We start from the raw sequence: 19018 nt of genomic DNA, 5'->3' as shown, positions 1-19018 counted from the left end.
CGTCGCCCTGGAGCCTGTAAGCGGGCTCAAACCCTGTTGCGCGTAATAACCGACTAAATTACTTGGTCTTTCAATGGCGCGATCGCTGACGTAAAATAGCATCATACTTTTCAGCGCCTTTTATGCAGCGCTGCCTTTTTCCAGCGAGAGGTGAACCCAGCTACCATGGTTACCGTCACTGACTCAGCGAGAGATTACCTCGCGCAACTTATTCAGAAGCAGGATGTGGAAGGTATGGGGGTGCGGATTTTCGTAACCCAGCCCGGCACGAAGCACGCCGAGACCTGCCTGGCTTACTGTCCGCCGCACGAGGTCGTGGCGACGGACGAGTACATCGATCTCGAAAAGTTTCCGCTTTATCTTGACCATACCAGCGTACCGTTCCTGGAAGAGGCCTATGTCGATTACGCGGAAGACCGCATGGGTGGTCAGCTGACGATCAAGGCACCCAATGCGAAAGTGCCCAAGATAGACGACGATGCACCGATGCCCGATCGCATCAACTACTTTCTGGCTTCAGAGATAAACCCCGGTCTTGCGGCCCATGGCGGCGAGGTAGGTCTGGTGGAAATTACCGAGGACAATATTGCCGTGCTGCGTTTCGGTGGCGGCTGCCAGGGTTGCAGTGCGGTTAGCCTGACCCTGAAGCAGGGTGTCGAGAAGACGTTGATAGAGCGGGTGCCGGAGCTACAGGGCGTCCGCGACGTTACAGACCACACGAATAAAGAAAACGCCTATTACCAGTAACAGGAGCACGGTGAAAGCCGTGTCCTGAACATTTTATCCTTCGGCAATAACGGTGCAGCGGGGTGCAGTCGGGCCGTCAGGGTGCGCCGGTAATTCAGCGCCAATCTCAGACGTTCTTCTTACCCGGGAAGCGCCCCGAACTGGGCCTTGTTGCGCTTTTCCCAAAGCTCACCGGCGCGTTGTAACGCGGCCTCCTGACTGGAGCAGCGTCCAGTCTCGTAAAGCGCAAGAGCGGTGGTCAGCTGTACGGCTGCTTCTCCGTACTCATCGTGCGTAGTCCCCCGCCAGACAGCCTGCATATGGTCGGCACTGATTTCGTCCGGTTTAACGTGGCGCCGCGCAAACATGGCCGGCCAGAACTGTTCTTCTATGAGTGGCTCATCCTGAGCAAAAGTCTCGGTTCGAAAGACTCTGAGTTTATTGTCCGGGCTCGCCTCGATTTCTCCGCCTTCGCCGCGTATAACGGCAGTTCGTCGATAACCCAACAGAGCCGCCGCGTTCTGGTGCAGTGGTGCATAGGGCGGGTGAAAGATGCCCTGGAGAACGGTCGGGGCGCTTAGCGGATTAATCAGCCTTGCCAGGGAGTGGACCGGAGAACGCAGCCCCAGGATAGGCCTCAGGTTGATTATTTCAGCCAGCTTCGGGGAAAACGCCTTGAGGGGCATATAGCAAAAGCCGTTAGTGTCGACTTCGGCCTTGGCCTCAGACCAGTTTTGAGCCGGCTTATGCCCGAGCGCGCGAAGGATGTCCGTGGTGTATACCCGTCCTGAAGAGTGACCTTCTGCGCCGTGGATGAATACGCGTACCCCGGCGTCGGCCAACAGCTGCACCGCAAACAGAAACCAGGGGGCATGCCGGCGTTTACCGGCATAGGATGACCAGTCCAGGTCCACCGAAAAGTCGGCGGGGGGCTCCGCCGCCTCGCGGACAGCTTCAATGAAGCCGGCTAATTCTTCGGCGGTCTCCTCTTTAACCCGCAGTAGCATGAGAAACGCGCCCAGCTGCACTGGCTCGACTTCATCACGAAGAATCATGGCCATGGCGGCCTTGGCTTCAGCCTGGGTATACGAGCGTGAGCCCCGCTTGCCGCGCCCGAGTATTCGTACGTATGGCGCGAACGGGTGTTCGCCTTCGCCTACCGGAGGTAGCAGGGGATTCTCGGTCATCATCTCTATTTCCTCTGACAACTGACCCGGTTCCACCTGGAGGGGCCGCCGTCCTGGCTGCGATGTGTTTTACAGACAATTGGTGGGTTTGGGCAGGCCTGCTATTTTGCTGGCCAGTTTGGCCGGACTGCCCGGAAACAGCTGCATCAGATAAATACTGTTGCCCTTTTCCTCGCCCAGCGAGTGACGGACCACTTTGACCAGAACCCGCATGGCCGGGGCAGTTTCGTACTCACGGTAAAAATCCCGAAGCACATTGATGACCTCCCAGTGGCCATCCTCAAGCCTGAGGCCTTCCTTCTTTGCAATATGCTCGGCACTCTCAGGCGTCCACGACTGGGGATCCAGCAGGAACCCTTCCTTGTCGGTCGCTGTCGTGCCCATAAGCATATCCTCGCTCATTACCAATTCACGATCCGGCGGGCGCTTACGCACAGGTCAACCACCCTGGCCATGTCGCAGACCAGCTCATCCAGCAATTGGGCGCCACTGGGCGCCGATGAGCCTGAGTGCGATACGTGCGCCAGGCCTCGAGCGAACGCGTCGGCACGAAGTACAAACAGGTCAACCCCGGGACGTGCAAGCCCGGGCTGCCTGAATCCCAATACCGCGTCCTCGAGCAGCACCAACGTGTCGCCCTCGGCTAGCTGGCGCTGGCACATTGTGAACCGCGGGTGGCCAGGGGGCTTGTTGAGTATGTGTAGCGTTGGCACAGCGGCAACTCCTGCTCAGTATTCGATCGCCCTGATGAGCACGATTGGTTGAGAAGACTGATCGTAGCACGACCAGTGCCTATCGGGCCCTGGCCAGCGTCCAGGCGGCCTGGAGCTGGGCCGTAAGCAAACGCCATGTGTACAAAACCCGATCTCTACAAGCGGAGCTTGATAAGTCGCCTTCTCGATAGCCGGGGACATGCTATAACTGTACGACCAGATCAGCACGGGCAGTGATGGCCGACACCTGGGCGGGATCGATCAATTGCACAGATTCCACAAGGCCGTCAGGCGCAAGATTTCGGTCGTCCAACGATTTCCGGCAGACATAGATAGCGTCCACGCCGTAGATCTCCAACGCACTCAATCGTTTACTGAGATCCTTCTGCTTCAGTTCTGACGGGGATTGGCCCTGAAGCGCAGCATAAACGCCGTCTCCGCGGAGAAGTACCTGAACCGGCATATCAAAAGCAGCTGCCGACATCGCCATATCCAGGGACTCGAACATTGCGTAGCTGCCGTAGGGTGGTCGATCACATACGATCAGGTAACTCTCACTCTCACTCTCACTCATGCTCTTGCTCGCTGAACCATGCTCACTCAACTAATGTCGCCCGACCGAAGCTCACTCAACTGACACCTGTGCAAGCGCTGGTCTTATGCAAACGTTCGCGCTTCGAAAAAAGCGCTGTTTAGTATGAGGGACCGAACAGCAGGTGCCGGTCCGCTACCTGAGTCATTTCTATCCAGTCGCCGAGCCCTGCAATTACCCAGGGTGGCGGCACGTTAGCGCATTGCCCAAGCTCATGTCGCTGGGCTTCCCGTTCGTCGATGATACCCCGGCGCAGCGCGGACGCTACGCATACCGTCGCCTGAATGCTGTGATCCTCAACCAGCTTGCGCCAGAGCAGGCCCCAATTCGGCTCATCGCCGGCCACGACCTGCAGATTGGAGGCCAGCAGCACGCCGTCGCCGTACAGAAACAGACGTTCGATAGCGTGCCCGGCTTCATACAGCGCCAGCGCGAACGAGTAGGCCGTCTGGGGCGCCTGGGTGCTATGCGGTGCACCAGTTATGGTAATGGCAAACTGCATCTCGTGACCAACCCTGAATATGGATGGTGGGGTACTGACTTCCTAGCCTTAGACCTTTTTAAAAGGTCGGCCTCAAGCCCAACAAAAGGTCAAGAAAAACCCCGATGACAGGTAGCTGTGCATCGGGGTGAATGTTACATCAGAGCTTATTTCAGACCGCGCTGATTATCTGGTGCTCGTTAGCGGTCTGGTGCTCGATAGCAGCGCTATCACGACTTGATTGCTACTCGTCGCCTGAAAACGCCATCAATAGGTGAAGCAGGCTGACGAAGAGGTTATAGATTGCAACGTACAGCCCAATCGTCGCCATGATGTAGTTGCGCTCACCGCCGTGGATAATTGCGCTGGTCTGGAACAGGATGCAGGCGCCCGCGAACAGTGTCACGCCAGCTGATATTGCCAGCTGCAGGGCAGGGATCTGCAGGAAGATGTTAGCCACTATGCCGGCTAGCAGGACCAGGAACCCGATCATGATAAAGCCGCTGAGGAAGCTGAAATCCTTACGGGTCACGAGCGTAAAGACCGACAGGCCGACAAAGGTGACCGCCGTCATGCTCAGAGCCAGGTTAACTATGCCCATCGCTTCCGCCGCAGCGAAGGCGCCGATCATGGGGCCCAAGGTGTAGCCCATGAAACCTGTTAGTGCAAATGTGCTCAGGATGCCCCACGCACTGTTTTGCAGTTTATAGGTGACAAACAGCAGGCCCAGGTAAACCGCGATGGTGATGATTGGGCCAGGGTAGGCGGCGTCCATGCTCATCCAGGCGACGAAGGCAGAAAAAGCCAGGGTCATGCCGAGCAGCATGTAGGTATTACGCAGTACAGCGACTACATCATCACTGTAACCGATACCAAACGACGCATCGCTGTTACTCATAGGAGACGCTTTTTGTTGCGCGTCCGGGTAACGTCTGTTTTCCATCACATTCTCCAAAAAACGCCGGTCAAGGAAGGCCGGCCGATAACGGCCAGGTGGCCACCGTACAGAAATCTCGGTTTCGCACGTTAGTTGTAGATATTAAGGTATCTGGCAGAGTTTTCAATGGAAACCGAAACTCTTTGTTCAGTTGAGCGCAGGCCCGCATTTGCATTGCAGATCTGTTGCAGAGCTCACTGGCTTAGACCATCGGCAATGCTTCTGGTTCCGGGCAATTGCGTGGTCAACCGTTGACACGGAAAAGTATTGCGGTATCATTTCCCCCGCTGACTTTGATGGCAGCAATTTTATACGGTGGGCTGGCAGAGTGGTCGATTGCAGCGGTCTTGAAAACCGCCGAAGGTTAATAGCCTTCCCGGGGTTCGAATCCCTGGCCCACCGCCACTTTTTTTGCTTCTGTTTCACCTCTGCGTTTATGTCTGCTTCACTTCCCGCTTCGCGCCACACTGGAACTACCCAGACCTGAATCCCATCTCCTACTTGCTGCTGTAGTTTTCTGCTGTAGTTCAAGGCCGGATCTGGTTCCGCTGCCGCTGATCTTGTGGTGCTTTTCTGCCCAATTCGTTGGTCCTGCAGGCACGTCTCCTGTCATCCCTACAGAATAACCTCGGGGGCCGACTCGGCGCCGATAAAGTGCCCGAACTCCCTAAGCGGAAGCGGTCGACTGAACCAGTAGCCTTGTGCTACATCGCAGCCGCTTGAGAGTAGGAAGTCCAGCTGTGCTGCAGTCTCGACGCCCTCACTGACAACGCGTAAATCGAGATTGCGGGCAAGGTCTATCAGAGAAGCAACAATCGCTGCCGCGGGGCGCTCTTGGAGGGCGGCCTGAACAAACTGCCGGTCGATCTTGATAGCGTCGATAGGGAGTGTCGAAAGGTAGGTCAACGAGCCGTATCCCGTGCCGAAGTCGTCAATCGAGAGTTGGACGCCCAGACCGGACAGCTGATGCAGCGCTTTGGACGCAATCTTCTCGCCGGCAGTCAGGAGCCCGGTCTCTGTGATCTCGAGCTCCAGAAGCTCCGCTGGAAGTCCACTCTGCTGAAGGGCATCCGCGACGACCGCAACCAGATCGAGATCAATACTTTGCGCTGACACGTTGATTCCGATGCGCAAGGGAATACCCAGAGTCGACCACTGGGCCGCATCAGTGCAGGCTTTCCTGATCACCCAGGCATCTAGCAAAGGCATCATTCGTGCGCCTTCAGCCAGCGGGATAAAAGCGCCGGGTGCGAGCATGCCCTCAATCGGGTGTCGCCACCGCACCAATGCCTCTACTCCGACTACCGCTCTTGTGCTGGTGTTTACCTGAGGCTGATAGAACACCGTCAGCTCATCACGGGCAATGGCCAGTTTAAGCTCTTCAAGCCGTTGTTGTTGTGCCCGGACAGCATGCTCTACGGTTGCGTTATAGAAGTGGTGGCAGCCTTTGCCGTCGGCCTTTGCGCGGTAAAGTGCGAAATCCGCCTGCTTGAGCAGCTCCCCGGCAGTATTGCCATCCTGGGGGTAGAGTGAGATGCCGATGCTTGCCCGAACGGCTATTCCGCTTTCACCTTCGGCGCGATTGAGTTCATCCAGCAGCCGTTGTGCAACGAAAGCAGCCTGGCCCGGCGAGGCCATGTCCGCGGCCATGGCGATGAACTGGTCGCCACTGAGGCGCGCGACCAGGTCTTCGCGGCGCAGGCCGCGTTTAAGGCGTCTGGCCACGTCAACCAGTAGCCTGTCGCCCACTTTGTGGCCGAAAAGGTCATTGATCTCTTTGAACCCGTCCAGGTTGATTGCCAGAACCGCAAGCAGCGTGGTCTGGCGGGAGGTCCGGTGCAGGGCGCTGCAAAGTTGCTCGTGGAAGAGTTCCCGGTTGGCAAGCCCTGTAAGCTGGTCGTGCAGCGCCATGTGTTTCAGCTCGCGCGCCACCATGCGTTCGGCAGCAATCCGGGCATCAAAGATCACTATCAGCAGTATCACAACCAATAAAGTGACAAGCCCAAGTCCGACCGCAAGCGCGGTTTTATCCAACCCAACGCCCAATGCAAGGCTTACACTGCCGGGTGCGAACGATGTCGCTGCCATACCGGTGTAATGCATACCGGCGATTGCCAGGCCGAGCATCAGCGCCGCTGCAAGCTTCTTTGCCAGAGTGGGACGATCGCTGCCTCGCAGGCGCTTACCCATAGCCAGGCTCACGGTTGCAGCGGCTATGGCAATCAGCCACGAGAGGGCAAACAGCATGGGATCGTATTGCAGCGAGGGAGACATCTTGAGCGCCGCCATGCCAACGTAATGCATGCTGGCGATACCGACGCCGATGGATAGGCCGCCCAGCAGGACCAGTCCTGGTAAATCAACGCGGCGGCGGAACAGGCACAGGGTGAGTGCCGCAGCGACGATGGCCGGTACAATGGATAGTAGCGTCAGTGCGAAGTCGTAGCCCACAGGCAGGTGGACAGAGTGAGCCAGCATGCCGATGAAGTGTGTCGACCAGACACCGAATCCGAGCGCTGTACTACCGCCAATGAGCCAATACCTGAAACCGCGCACGCTCGCGTCGCGCACCCGGAGTGCGACTTCCAGCATGGCGTAGGAGGCAAGGGAACCGACCGCGAGAGAAAGTGCAACGAGCCAGAGGTTGTAATGCTGAGTCATACGTTGAATAGCCCAAAGTGTCCTGAGTATTGGGAAATGCACCCAATATTTCCTTTAATGGGCAGCTTCGCTTGGTTTAAAAAGGCCGCTAATACCGTACTGGATGATGATCAGTTTGGCGTCTAGAGCATTACCTGCACTTAATATAGCTCAATCGTGCTGCGGCTCAAGCTGAACCCAACAAACAGAACGGAGCACGAAATGGGTATGTGCTAACCAATGTTTAACGCCCGGGCCGCTCCAGCTGACGCTAGGTTGGGCTGAATAAGCGGTTACCTTACGGAGGGTTAGCTTGAGCCCGGGTAACCCGTCTTTTAGACTGTTTTCAAACAGGAAGCGGCTATTTGTCTTGCTGGTCTCGATCCGAACCGCTGAATTGCTGGCCATGCCCGGCAAGTCAGCAAGCAGGGGCATTCAAAGCTGCGCTTTTACAAAGGAAGTGGGAGATTAAGGCCGTATGTCAGCATCCCGTGCCCGCCAGGGCGAACCGTCAAGTATTGATCAGGGGAGTGCGCGGGATATATATCGGGCCCTTATGAAGGAGCCCCTGAGCCCTGATGTCCGCACGGCCTCTCGCGCTTTTCTGACAGAGCAGCTGGCTAATGCCGCGCGCCTTCCAGCTGAGATGCCCTTCAACCCCGACGCGATCACACAGTGGATGGAGCAGGGCGCTACCCGTACTGCAGAGCAATATGCGGACTATCTCCAGTTACGCAAGAAGGGCCAGGGGCGGCTTTACTTCAGCAACCGCTCCCACGCACTTTCGTTTCTGCAGCGAATAGCCCCGACAAAGCTCGTGGATGGCGCCTGGCTATACGGTTTCCTTCAGCATTGGCCTGACGACAGGTTCTATCCGTTGATCAGGACCTACCTTGAGGAACTGGGAGACGGTGACCCTGCGCAGAATCATGTAGTGCTATACCAGCGTCTGCTGGCCCGCTATGGCTGCGAGCCCTTACCGGAATTAAGCGACGCTCATTATGCCCAGGGCGCTTTGCAATTGGCGTTGGGTTATAACGCTGAGCATTTCATCCCCGAAATCATCGGTTATAACCTTGGTTACGAGCAGTTGCCTCTACACCTGCTGATCAGTGCGTTTGAGCTTGATGAGCTGGGCATTGATCCTTACTACTTTACGCTCCACGTCACTGTCGATAATGCCAGCACTGGCCACGCTCGCAAGGCGGTCCAGATGCTACTGAACGTCCTCCCGACCGACGGAAGTCGACGTCGATTCATGGATCGGGTTGTTAACGGGTTCAGGCTGAACGACCTCGGCATCGGTGCCACCGATGTGGTCGAGAGCTTTGACCTGGAGCAGGAGCTGCTGGAGATGCTCGCGCGCAAACGGGCATTCGGCCAGCATGTACACTCCGATTATTGCGTCATAGGGGGCCGGACGGTAAATGAGTGGCTAGCGGACCCGGACAAGGTATCTGAGTTCCTCCAGGCGATGGTCACTCATGGCTGGATCAAGCGCGACCAGGACCCGGTGAACAGCCGGTTTTGGCAAGTTATCGACGGCAAAACTGCGCCAATGTTCGGCGTTTTCAGTCTGTATGAGAAACAGCTTATCCACGACTGGATCGCCGGATCGTGGCTGAACCAGGGCGTCGCCGTCCACGGTCCCGGGGAGCTTTCCGGTAGCAAGCCGCTGCACCCGAAAAAGACGGTGCGTCGTCGTGCAGCGCCTGGTTCGGCACAGCGCCTGCCTTTGAAGAGCCTCGATGGCCGCAGCGCCGATCTTGACAGCGATGTCAGCAGCCTGGAGCGAGAGCTTGCTGCTCTGCCAGATGAGTTGCGAATGAACCGGCTTATTGGTCTGCTGGCGCCGGACAAACATGCCACTGGGGCAGGGTTACTAGCGGCGCGGCTCTTTTCCGCAGCGCTGGGCTGATCGATGCCTGAACAAAACAGGCTCGGGCTATCGAGGCACTGGCCTTGTGTTTTTTAGGTTCACCAGTGTTATCAACCCTGGCCCGGCAAAACAGAAAAGCGTCTGGTAGAGGCGCAACTAAAGAAAAGGACGCCGTATGCCCAGCGACGCAGTAGCCGCGAAGGATGAATCCATGACCGTAGTCCGTAGGGCAGAGCTCCTGGCATTGGGCGAGTATCTTCATCAGATCGGATATCACTCCACGGCGGTGACGCCCTCGACCCACGAGATAGTCAATCAGCGCCAGGCAAACGCCCGCGCTACGGACCTCAGAGGCATACTTGGCTGGAGCCGCCCTTTCGCGCGGGATCAGGTCAGTGAGCAGGAATTCAGGTTGATGCGCGATGCCGGCGTGATCGTGCCGGACGGCGACCATTGGCGCAGCACATTGCGCTGGTCGAGCCTCGGCGATCTCCTCTGCGCACACTCTGCTTTCCCAACGGATGCCAGCGACGCTGTTTTCTTCGGCCCCGACACATACCGCTTCTCCCGGTTTATCAACGCCTGGATCGACGGTGGCGGTCGCCAGATTGGGCGAACGGTCGACATAGGCTGTGGCTCCGGCGCCGGCGCTATATTGGTGGGGAAGGCTGCGCCAGGGGCCGATGTTCTCGCTGTCGACATTAATCCGCAAGCGCTGCAGCTTACAGAGGTTAATGCGCAGCTGGCAGGCACAGCCAACGTCACAGCGGTGCACAGTAACCTGCTGGGTGATGTCGACGGGGACTTCGACCTGATTATCTCTAATCCGCCCTATATGGTTGATTCTCAAGAGAGAGCCTATCGCCATGGCGGCGACAGGCTGGGGGCTGGGTTGTCTGTTCAGATCGTCGAGAGCGCCCTGTCGCGGCTTACACCCGGTGGTACCCTGCTTCTGTATACCGGCGTGGCCATCATTGGTGGGCGTGACCCTTTTCTTCAAACGCTCAGAGAAATCCTGGCGGACAGCCCGCATCAGTGGAGCTATGAGGAACTCGACCCGGATGTCTTTGGCGAAGAGCTCACGAAACCGGCCTACGTTGATGTGGAACGAATTGCCGCAGTAGGTCTTACCCTCAGACGCGAGCGCAATTGAAGGGGCTGGGTATATCGATCCAGCGGTCGGGATGTGTTGGCTCGCAGTGGCCCCGCATTGTGCTCATCATTGCGTGCAGTCCCTGAGCCGCCGAACTACGCTGACTGCGGTTAAGCTTTGGGCCTGCCTGGGCAAAACAATCTTCGCTTTAGCATGTTCGTCGCGGACGTCGTCAGCTAGAATGCCTTGTTCCAGCAGGAACAACCGGACCTGACGCCTCTGCGCGATGGGACACGAGCGGGAGGGCATTCGTGATCAAGGTGATGGTGGTTGACGACCATGAACTGGTGCGCTCAGGTATATCGCGTATGCTCGCAGATGACACGGACATACAGGTCTCAAGTCAGGCGTGCTCAGGGGAAGAGGCCGTCGCCCAGGTGCGGGAAAACCGGCCAGATGTCGTGCTGATGGACCTGCGAATGCCAGGGATCGGCGGGCTGGAAGCCATCAGGCGCATTATTCGTCTGGACGACGAGATCAAAGTGATCGCGGTAACAGCATGTGCAGATGACCCCTATCCAACCCGGGTGATGCAGGCGGGAGCCTCCGCTTACATTACCAAGGGCGCCGATTTGCGGGAGATGATCCGGGCCATAAGGATGGCCCACAGCGGTCAGCGTTATATCAGTCCAGAGATCGCCCAGAAGATGGCATTACGCCAACTGGGTGACAACGAACCTGAAGAGTCTCCGTTTGATATGTTGTCCGAGCGGGAACTGCAAATTGCGCTGATGATTGTCGACTGCCAGAAAGTGCAGGATATATCCGATAAGCTGTGTTTAAGCCCCAAGACGGTAAACAGTTACCGCTACAGGCTGTTCGAAAAGCTGCGGATTTCCAGCGATGTGGAATTAACCCTTATGGCAGTTAGGTTAGGTCTGCTGGATGCCGGAAAAGTCTGAGAAAACGAAATCAGGTGCACAACCCCTCTTTGACGCAAAACCGTTTCTCAAACGCCTGACCGAGCGACCCGGCGTCTATCGGATGTTTGGGGAGGACGGGGCGATCCTATACGTGGGCAAGGCCCGAAACCTCAAGAGCCGCGTCTCCAGCTATTTTCACAAATCCGGCCAGGCGGTAAAAACCCAGGCCCTGGTCAGCCGTATTGCGACCATTGAAGTCACCGTAACGGGTAGTGAAACCGAGGCACTGCTGCTCGAGCAGAACCTGATCAAATCTTTGCGGCCGCCTTTTAATATCCTGCTAAGGGACGATAAGTCCTATCCCTATATTTATCTGTCAGCACATGCAGAATATCCATCCCTGACTTTCCGCCGGGGCCGCAGCAAACGCGCCAAAGGGCAGTTCTTCGGTCCCTACCCGGGCGCTGCCGCAGTGCGCGAAAGCCTTAATGTTCTGCAGAAGCTTTTCAAGATACGCAATTGTTCTGACACGTTTTTCAGTAATAGAACCCGCCCGTGCCTGCAATACCAGATCAATCGGTGCACGGCGCCTTGCGTCAACAACATCACGCCCGAGAATTACGCCGAAGACCTTCGCCATGCTGCCATGTTTCTTGAAGGCAAAAACCCCGCGATCATTGAAGACCTTCTGAAAGCCATGGAGCACGCCTCGCGCAGTCTTGATTTTGAGCGCGCGGCCCAGTATCGGGATCAGATCACCCATCTGCGCCACGTACAGGAACAACAGTCAATCGAAGGGGCCTCGGGGGACGCTGATGTGTACGGTTTACGGGAGGAGGCCGGCGTCAGCTGTATTGTCCTGCTCCAGGTGCGTAGCGGCCGCGTGTTGGGTACGCGTCACTTCTTCCCGCGCTACGGCGTCGAAAGCCTGCTGAATGAGCGCCTCTCCGCTTTTCTCGGGCAATATTACCTTGGCAGCGACGCCACGCCTGAAATTCCCAGAGATATTCTGGTGCCGGAAGTACTTGAAGATGCGGATCTCCTGAGCCAGGGTCTGAGCGCCGCGCAGGGGCGGGAAGTCGTCGTCCGCAGCAACGTCCGGGGCGAGCGGCGCCGCTGGCTGGAAATGGCCGGGACCAACGCGGAGCAGACGCTGCGCAGTCATCTGGCCAATAAAGAAACAGTCTACCGTCGCTTTCTGGCTCTGCGCGAGCTGTTGCAACTGGAACAGATACCCCAGCGTATGGAATGCTTCGACATTAGCCATAGCAGCGGTGAGAATACGGTGGCCTCCTGCGTCGTTTTTGATGAGAATGGTCCGCTCAAGAGCGACTATCGTATCTACAATATTGAAGGTGTCGCAGCCGGAGACGACTATGCTGCCATGGGCCAGGTTCTGGAACGGCGCTATCGCAAGCTCAAGACCGGGGAGGGCAGGCGCCCGGACCTCGTGTTTATCGACGGCGGTAAAGGTCAGCTGAATATTGCCAGGGAAGTTTTCCAGCGACTTGGCATTGACGACGTGCCGCTCATTGGCGTGGCCAAAGGCGCTACCCGGCGCGCGGGTATGGAAACGCTGGTAGATGCGCTGACGGATGCCAGTTTCCGGGTGCCGCCGGATTCGCCCGCTCTGCATCTTATCCAGTATATTCGGGACGAAGCGCATCGCTTTGCTATTACCGGGCACCGTCAGCGCCGGGACAAAAAACGTCGTCAGTCCACGCTTGAGGGTATCGAAGGGGTCGGACCGAAACGCCGGCGTGAGCTGATAAGGTATTTTGGCGGCCTTCAGGAAATACGCAAAGCGAGTATTGATGAAATTGCCAAGGTCAGGGGCATGAGCCGACCCCTGGCTGAAACTGTTTATGCCGCCTTACACAACGAGTAATACATGACGCTTCCCAATCTACTGACGTTATCCCGTCTGCTGATGATTCCCGTATTTGTGGTGGTCTTCTACCTGCCGTATGGGTGGAGCGCGCTGGCAACCGCGGTGATATTTGCAGTGGCGGCGTTGACGGACTGGCTCGATGGCTACCTGGCCCGCCGCTGGAACCAGACAACGTCCTTCGGCGCCTTCCTTGATCCGGTTGCCGATAAGCTCATGGTGGCAACTGCGCTCACCGTTCTGATCGAACAGCACCACACGCTTTGGCTCACTTTGCCCGCCATGATCATCATAGGCCGGGAAATCGTCATTTCCGCACTGCGGGAGTGGATGGCTGAAATGGGCAGCCGTGCCAGCGTGGCGGTGTCGTTTCTGGGCAAAATCAAGACGACCGCTCAGATGGTTTCTATTGTGATTCTTTTGGCTAACCCGCCAGGACAGGGCATTGTTGATCTGGGTCTTGGCCTGCTCTATATCGCCGCTGTGCTAACGCTCTGGTCCATGGTGATTTATCTCAGGGCAGCGTGGAGGCAGTTTGGGACCAAGACCACCGCCGGTTAGCTCCTGATTCAATTCAATGGCTTAAACCGTGCAGTGATGCTGAAAAAACTTGACACTGATGAGCGATGAATTATCATAGGCGCCGCTTCGAAGGGGTAACCATCCTTTGCAGCCTGGGCTCATCGCTAGTGCACGGGTAGCCTTACAGAGATTTGCGGGAATAGCTCAGTTGGTAGAGCACAACCTTGCCAAGGTTGGGGTCGCGAGTTCGAGTCTCGTTTCCCGCTCCAGTTTATCCTCCGATTCGTCCAACATTTCCTGTTGGTATCATGAGAACGGACGGCAGTTTTTCTTGTAGTGCTGTGTTAGCCATAAATTCTGTGGTAATCATAGACGCAAGACCCTTAAAGGCGCGGTGGCAGAGTGGTTATGCAGCGGACTGCAACTCCGTTAACGCCGGTTCGATTCCGACCCGCGCCTCCAATTTCTTCTTTTCTTTCCGCCACTTGTAAATCGTATCTTTGTTAGCATTTGCACTCAGAATAAACTGAGAATTTACTGAGATATCATTACCGCTTGAAAAGAACCTTATAGGTTATCTTGTCGCAGATTTTTGAGGGTGGTTTTCGCTCGTTTCGGCGGCTTTATCAGTCGGTAGTGCTTCCTCATACCCTCAGTTTCGTGGCCGCCTTTGTCATTCTCGCCCTGGCTCACTGACCTGCTCCCCAAACATACTTCAGCGTCGAGCGTGCCCTTTTCGCCGGGAGAGTCAATCGAAACCTGTCTTTTTCTACTTCTACATCGCTGCCGCTTCTGGCGACATTAGCGCGCCTGTCTAACGTGTTGCTCGGTCATCCGGTGCCGTCCGAAGGGTAATGCCCAAGACGCTACTTTCTGGGACAATGGGTTAGTTCCCAGGTGGCCCTGACCAAAGATTTGATCGTCTCTGTTCGAGAAGCTTACGGGTCAGATGCTTTAAGGCGGTCCGCCATGCTCGCCGTCCTCTGAGGCAAGGCGGGCGTCGATGCCAAAGAAAACAGCCGCGTTAACCAACGCCTCGTCTTCACTTATCAAATGAGCCTGGTGAGACTCCGCGCAGGCCAGGTGAAGCGCATCCAGCGTCCTTAAACTTGTTTTCCGTGTACCAATCCAATGGCTGGCTCGCCGATAATGGTCTGATTCAATGGGGCAGAGGGTGAAGCGCCCATGGCTGACATCATCATAGAAGGCGCTTTCAATGCGATTTGCCTGAGGCTCGCTAAGCTCCCCCATGCGAACCCAGCGAGCCAAGGCGCTTGCGACCTCAACTTGTGTCAAATGACTTATCAGAACCGGCCTGGTCTGCGATTCAAGTAAGGTTTGAACTCGATCGCTAGCCTGCTCTTGTCTGTAATAGGGCAGAACGGCGCTGGTATCGAAGTACAACATTAATATCGCTCTTCGTCTCTGAGTTCCCGCACCGCATGGGCAGAGCTTTCCCGTACGGGTGGCAGAGATGCCCTGAGTTCCGAACGGTTTGGAAACTGAATCTTTTCGGGCAAGGCTGCGGTTAGGCGTGCGGCAGGTTTACCGTGGCGCAGAATTACAACCTCTTCTCCTGCGGCCACAGCGTCCAAAAGATTTGAGAGCTTCTCCCGAGTTTCTCGAACATTGACCGTTTGCATGATTCTCACCCTATTTGTGTACACAATAAGTGTACTCTTAGTAGAAGTTCCATAGCAATCAGGTCCGTTGGAGATTTTTCGGTTTTATCTAACTCACTCAGAAACCTTCTGTTTCCATTCAAATCTGATCGTTGTCCTCGCCCCTTGGGCGGCTTGATCAACCGGTAATGATTCCGCATGGTCTGCGTTTCATGTCCGCCTTTGTCGTTTTCTCCTTGGCTCTGACCTGCCCCAAACCACTAAACCACTAAACCACTCACTGCTTAGTAATGTCGGTTATTTGGGCCGTTCCTAGCCATAATGGGGCGGTTTTACGCGTCACTTGCCAACAGCAACGTTTGTGATCTCAATCAAGTTTGATTTAACCCGCCGAACTAAACTGAAAGCGCAACCTACCTTGCTTAGGCAAGCTGATGAGACTCATGGAACGAACTTCTTTCACCGCTTAGCCGCGTCATCTTTCTTGCTGTGCTCCTCTTAATGCTGTCGAGCGCGGAGCTGGCCACGGAAATCGGTGCCGTGCTGGGGCTACTACTGACCAGTCAGGCCTTCTCCATTGTTGTCATCGGGATCGGAATTATCGCCGTTGCCGGCGTAGTCGTTAACGGCTACATCGATCTGGTCGAGACTCACGACCGGCTGCGCAGGCATATTGTCGGCCCGCGTGGGGTTATTCTGCGCACTGGGCGGTTGCGGTTGCGCACGGTCGTACTCTCCGCCGTTACAGCTGTGCTAGTCCTGATGCCCATATGCTGAGTATGAACATCGACCTGTTCAGCCGGGAACTGGCTTTGGGCGCGCCCATTACCCAGCGGTGGCTTAGCCTGGCGAAAGCCATTGTCTTTGGGCTGGTCTTCGCCAGCTGTCTGACGCTCATCATCACCCCCTGCGCTCTGATGGTGCCAGCGAGAATTCTCGAGCGCATGCAGCGAAAACCGTCTAACAACGGATATGAACGTTTTGCTTGAAAACTGACCTGGTTAGGAGAGAACCATGCTTCCGTTCAGCCGACTGCGCTCGCCCCCACGGATATTATCGAACGCCCTGATCTGTTTCCTGTTCTTGCCATTTAACGTTCTTGCCCAAACCGATTCCGATGCAGACAACGACAACTGGTCTTTTAAAGTTGGCGCTGGACTCTTTGCAGCTCCCGAATATGAGGGAGCTGACGAACTCGATGTCCTGCCGTTTCCGTCGTTTGAGGCCACCTATAAGGACATATTCTTCGTCAGCGTCATTGATGGAATAGGCGTTCACTTTATTCGTCAGGAAAACTGGGGAGCCACCTTTTCTGGTCAGATTGTCCTGGGCAGGGATAACGAAGGAGAGATTGAACCGCTGGAACCCATTGATGACCGTTTTATGCCGAAGCTGGAAATCTTCAACATTACCAGCCAGGTTCGCACGCATGCGTCCGTGATCGGCGATGGAAAGCGACATAGTGTGGAAGCCGGATTGCAGTACTTCAGGCAGGCGTCCGCCAGCGCCCTGTATTTAATTGGTGGTGGGGCAAGATGGAACGACAGAGCGTGGAATGATGAGCGGTCCTCTGTAAGTTCCCCTGAGGCTGCAAGTCTCGGGGTCGAACCCTTCTCGGCGGGCGCATCACTCAGCAAGGTCTATGTGGAGGGCGCGTTCATCTATTACCTTTCACCGGTTTATGTGGCAGAGATAGCCGTGGAGGTCGCAGAACTGATTGGCGATCCCGCGGACGGCCCGCTGGTCAAGGAGCTGGGAACGACCACACAACCCTCCATGTTCGTCAGGATCAACAGACAGTTCTGAGCGCGAGGTAGCCCATGATTCCCGAACATCCTGAAGAAGATGGCATCGGCCTGAGCGCATTGATCCCCTTCGTTCTCATTACCTTTCTGATCACCTGGAGCATCACCGGCTTTTATATCTTCTTCAATGAGCTTGCGGTTGCCTTGTTGGGGCAGATATCGGGGACGCATCCGCTGTTTTTTCTGGCCGTCTGGGCGCCGGCCATTGCCGCCGTGGCTGTTATCTTTCATCGTCGGGGTGCAACAGGCCTGAAGCTCTACCTACGGCGCCTGCGAGTATGGCGTATTCCTGCCGGCTGGCTGCTCTTCATTCTTATCGGTATCCCGGGCATCTTCTTCCTGGGAGCGCTCATCAAGGGCGCGCCCTTGCAGGCATCGGTTATCTCGGATGGCATTTCGGCCGTTCTGCCGGTCATGGTAATCATGCTGCTCCTCGGGCCCGTGGAAGAACTGGGCTGGCGAGGGCTGGCGCTACCTGTTCTCCAGCGTCACATGGCCCCGGTCTGGGCCGCCATTCTGATAGGCGCGGTCTGGGGCTTATGGCACCTGCCGGCATTCTATCTCAGTGGGGTGGTTCATAGCGGGTGGGGTTTTGCGCCCTTTTTCATCGGCAACATTTGCCTGAGCGTTATCGTGACGCCCATTTTCAACAGAACCGGCGGCAGCATTCTCTGGCCCATGCTGTATCACTTCCAGCTCAGCAATCCGCTGTGGCCGGATGCCCAGCCTTACGATACCTATCTGCTGATTGGCGTTTCCGTGTTAATTCTGATTTTCCGGCGCGAAGCAATGTTTTCCAACAAACATGCCTATACCGCTGTGATTCCATCAACAATTCACTCGAAAGCCTCGACATGATCCGGGCCGTATTACTGATTGTCCTCGCAGGACTGGCGGGGTTCGCCCACGGCGCTCCCGAGGGCAAGGTGCGCCAGGTCCTGACCGACCTGCAGGAACGCTTTGCTTTCCCCGGGGCGACGGTTGCCTGGACAGGTCCTGACGACACCGTTCATGCCCTGGCTATCGGCATGGCGGATCCGGATTGTAAAAGGCAGATGTCGCCAGACACCCCCATGCTGGCCGCCAGTATTGGCAAATCTTTTGTCGCCGCCGCCATTCTGCGCGCTGCTGAAGAAGAGCAGCTTGACCTGGATTCCCCCATCTCGAACTGGCTGGGAAAGAGGGAATGGTTCCATCGGCTTCCCAACCACAAAAGCCTGACCCTGCGTCATCTGCTGACCCACACCGGTGGTTTACCTGACCACGTCTACCTTCCGGCATTCCAGGCGCTGTTCCAGAAGACCTTCACCAGTGCAGACGCGCCGGACACCCAGCAACTCATCGGCCTGATACTGGACACCGACCCCTTGTTCGCACCCGGAGAGGGCTGGGAATACTCGGATACCGGGTATTTGCTGGCCGCACAGGTTCTGGAAGCCGTGACCGGCGATTCATGGACGGATTACGTGGGAGTTCACTTCCTGAAGCCGCTTGATCTGGAGGCTACTACTCCATCCGACCAGCGCCTTCTGCCAGGACTGGCAACAGGATTCACCAGTGCTGATAACCCCTTAGGCTTGCCCGAACGCTCCCTGGATGAAGAGGGCCTTCTGGTGTGGCACCCGGCCGTGGAAGGCGCTGGTGGAGGGTTCGTTAGCAGTGCTGTCGATCTTGCCCGCTGGGGTAGGGCGCTCTGGTCCGGTCGACTGCATTCCGAGGGCAGTTTCAAAGCCATGATGACCGGCGCCGCCGTGAGCGAAGACCGCCCGGGTGTCAGCTATGGGCTTGGGGTGGTCATCGAGCCAACGGAACAGTTTGGCGAGGTCCGTGGCCACCGGGGCTGGATACCCGGCTATGTTTCTTCGCTCAGGTACTACCCGGAATACGATATCGCGATTGCCATACAGATCAATTCGGATATTGGCATGATGGGGCAAGAGGGAAGCTTTGTGGAGGTGGAAGCCGGGATAACCCAGGCGATTCTCAACCGGTACGTAAAAGGACAGTGAG

The 19018-nt window shown here is 56.5% G+C and carries 20 protein-coding genes and 3 tRNA genes; 14 read left to right on the top strand and 9 right to left on the bottom strand.

The features are described from left to right. Positions 1-165 precede the first annotated feature (165 nt). On the top strand, positions 166-747 hold the full coding sequence (gene nfuA, locus soil367_RS09585) for a Fe-S biogenesis protein NfuA (protein WP_136548893.1): 582 nt from the start codon (positions 166-168) through the stop codon (positions 745-747). Between the two features lie 119 nt (positions 748-866). Here nfuA and soil367_RS09580 read toward each other — a convergent pair whose 3' ends face one another. From soil367_RS09580 to soil367_RS09555, 6 genes are all read right to left on the bottom strand, one after another. Next, positions 867-1916, bottom strand: coding sequence for a glycosyl transferase family protein (locus soil367_RS09580; RefSeq protein WP_216642704.1), 1050 nt, complete (start codon positions 1914-1916; stop codon positions 867-869). Positions 1917-1982: 66 nt separating this feature from the next. Then, entirely contained in the window at positions 1983-2315 is a 333-nt protein-coding gene (locus tag soil367_RS09575) for a TusE/DsrC/DsvC family sulfur relay protein (protein WP_136548892.1), read from the bottom strand. Continuing rightward, positions 2315-2626: a DsrH/TusB family sulfur relay protein gene (locus soil367_RS09570; protein WP_136548891.1), complete on the bottom strand. Its 312-nt coding sequence runs from the start codon at positions 2624-2626 to the stop codon at positions 2315-2317. The genes soil367_RS09575 and soil367_RS09570 overlap by 1 nt, the downstream gene beginning before the upstream one ends. Positions 2627-2828: 202 nt before the next feature. After that, the gene (tusC, locus tag soil367_RS09565; RefSeq protein ID WP_136548890.1) at positions 2829-3200 is read right to left on the bottom strand and encodes a sulfurtransferase complex subunit TusC; all 372 of its coding nucleotides are present in this window, start codon (positions 3198-3200) and stop codon (positions 2829-2831) included. A 118-nt stretch (positions 3201-3318) separates the two neighbouring features. Further along, positions 3319-3720, bottom strand: coding sequence for a sulfurtransferase complex subunit TusD (tusD, locus tag soil367_RS09560; RefSeq protein ID WP_136548889.1), 402 nt, complete (start codon positions 3718-3720; stop codon positions 3319-3321). A gap of 223 nt (positions 3721-3943) precedes the next feature. Next, entirely contained in the window at positions 3944-4597 is a 654-nt protein-coding gene (locus soil367_RS09555; protein WP_246065247.1) for a Bax inhibitor-1/YccA family protein, read from the bottom strand. Positions 4598-4950: 353 nt separating this feature from the next. Between soil367_RS09555 and soil367_RS09550 the strand changes: the two genes are divergently transcribed. Next, positions 4951-5041, top strand: a tRNA-Ser gene (locus tag soil367_RS09550). 210 nt (positions 5042-5251) lie between these two features. Here the strand turns inward: soil367_RS09550 and soil367_RS09545 are convergent. Further along, positions 5252-7339 carry a putative bifunctional diguanylate cyclase/phosphodiesterase gene (locus soil367_RS09545; protein WP_136548887.1) on the bottom strand — a complete coding sequence of 696 codons (2088 nt, stop codon included), beginning with the start codon at positions 7337-7339 and terminating at the stop codon, positions 5252-5254. 415 nt (positions 7340-7754) lie between these two features. Here soil367_RS09545 and soil367_RS09540 point away from each other — a divergent pair, with 415 nt between their 5' ends. From soil367_RS09540 to soil367_RS09510, 7 genes are all read left to right on the top strand, one after another. Next, positions 7755-9194 carry an iron-containing redox enzyme family protein gene (locus soil367_RS09540; protein ID WP_136548886.1) on the top strand — a complete coding sequence of 480 codons (1440 nt, stop codon included), beginning with the start codon at positions 7755-7757 and terminating at the stop codon, positions 9192-9194. 136 nt (positions 9195-9330) lie between these two features. Next, positions 9331-10308, top strand: a complete 978-nt coding sequence (locus soil367_RS09535; protein ID WP_216642703.1) for a methyltransferase — start codon at positions 9331-9333, stop codon at positions 10306-10308. Between the two features lie 251 nt (positions 10309-10559). Then, positions 10560-11210 carry a UvrY/SirA/GacA family response regulator transcription factor gene (gene uvrY / locus soil367_RS09530; RefSeq protein ID WP_136548885.1) on the top strand — a complete coding sequence of 217 codons (651 nt, stop codon included), beginning with the start codon at positions 10560-10562 and terminating at the stop codon, positions 11208-11210. Then, the gene (uvrC, locus tag soil367_RS09525) at positions 11194-13059 is read left to right on the top strand and encodes an excinuclease ABC subunit UvrC (RefSeq protein ID WP_136548884.1); all 1866 of its coding nucleotides are present in this window, start codon (positions 11194-11196) and stop codon (positions 13057-13059) included. Before uvrY ends, uvrC begins: the two co-directional genes overlap by 17 nt. A gap of 3 nt (positions 13060-13062) precedes the next feature. Beyond that, entirely contained in the window at positions 13063-13620 is a 558-nt protein-coding gene (gene pgsA, locus soil367_RS09520; RefSeq protein WP_136548883.1) for a CDP-diacylglycerol--glycerol-3-phosphate 3-phosphatidyltransferase, read from the top strand. 154 nt (positions 13621-13774) lie between these two features. Further along, positions 13775-13850 (top strand) — tRNA-Gly (locus tag soil367_RS09515). 119 nt (positions 13851-13969) lie between these two features. After that, positions 13970-14043: transfer RNA gene (locus soil367_RS09510), tRNA-Cys, on the top strand. A 492-nt stretch (positions 14044-14535) separates the two neighbouring features. Here soil367_RS09510 and soil367_RS09505 read toward each other — a convergent pair. Beyond that, positions 14536-14988 carry a type II toxin-antitoxin system VapC family toxin gene (locus soil367_RS09505; RefSeq protein ID WP_136548882.1) on the bottom strand — a complete coding sequence of 151 codons (453 nt, stop codon included), beginning with the start codon at positions 14986-14988 and terminating at the stop codon, positions 14536-14538. Further along, the gene (locus tag soil367_RS19200) at positions 14988-15224 is read right to left on the bottom strand and encodes a type II toxin-antitoxin system Phd/YefM family antitoxin (protein ID WP_136548881.1); all 237 of its coding nucleotides are present in this window, start codon (positions 15222-15224) and stop codon (positions 14988-14990) included. Before soil367_RS19200 ends, soil367_RS09505 begins: the two co-directional genes overlap by 1 nt. Before the next feature lie 480 nt (positions 15225-15704). On the opposite strand from soil367_RS19200, the gene soil367_RS09495 reads away from it, so the two are divergent. The 5 genes from soil367_RS09495 to soil367_RS09475 are packed head-to-tail and all read left to right on the top strand — an operon-like array spanning position 15705 to position 19017. Beyond that, entirely contained in the window at positions 15705-15980 is a 276-nt protein-coding gene (locus soil367_RS09495; RefSeq protein WP_136548880.1) for an efflux RND transporter permease subunit, read from the top strand. After that, on the top strand, positions 15974-16192 hold the full coding sequence (locus soil367_RS09490) for a hypothetical protein (protein WP_136548879.1): 219 nt from the start codon (positions 15974-15976) through the stop codon (positions 16190-16192). The genes soil367_RS09495 and soil367_RS09490 overlap by 7 nt, the downstream gene beginning before the upstream one ends. Before the next feature lie 25 nt (positions 16193-16217). Then, positions 16218-17009: a MipA/OmpV family protein gene (locus soil367_RS09485; protein WP_136548878.1), complete on the top strand. Its 792-nt coding sequence runs from the start codon at positions 16218-16220 to the stop codon at positions 17007-17009. A 14-nt stretch (positions 17010-17023) separates the two neighbouring features. Next, positions 17024-17866 carry a type II CAAX endopeptidase family protein gene (locus soil367_RS09480; RefSeq protein WP_136548877.1) on the top strand — a complete coding sequence of 281 codons (843 nt, stop codon included), beginning with the start codon at positions 17024-17026 and terminating at the stop codon, positions 17864-17866. Beyond that, entirely contained in the window at positions 17863-19017 is a 1155-nt protein-coding gene (locus soil367_RS09475) for a serine hydrolase domain-containing protein (RefSeq protein WP_136548876.1), read from the top strand. Before soil367_RS09480 ends, soil367_RS09475 begins: the two co-directional genes overlap by 4 nt. Position 19018: the final 1 nt, after the last annotated feature.

This window comes from Hydrocarboniclastica marina (assembly GCF_004851605.1).
GTDB classification, from domain to species: Bacteria; Pseudomonadota; Gammaproteobacteria; order Pseudomonadales; family Oleiphilaceae; genus Hydrocarboniclastica; species Hydrocarboniclastica marina.
This window is presented reverse-complemented; position numbering and strand designations above follow the sequence as displayed.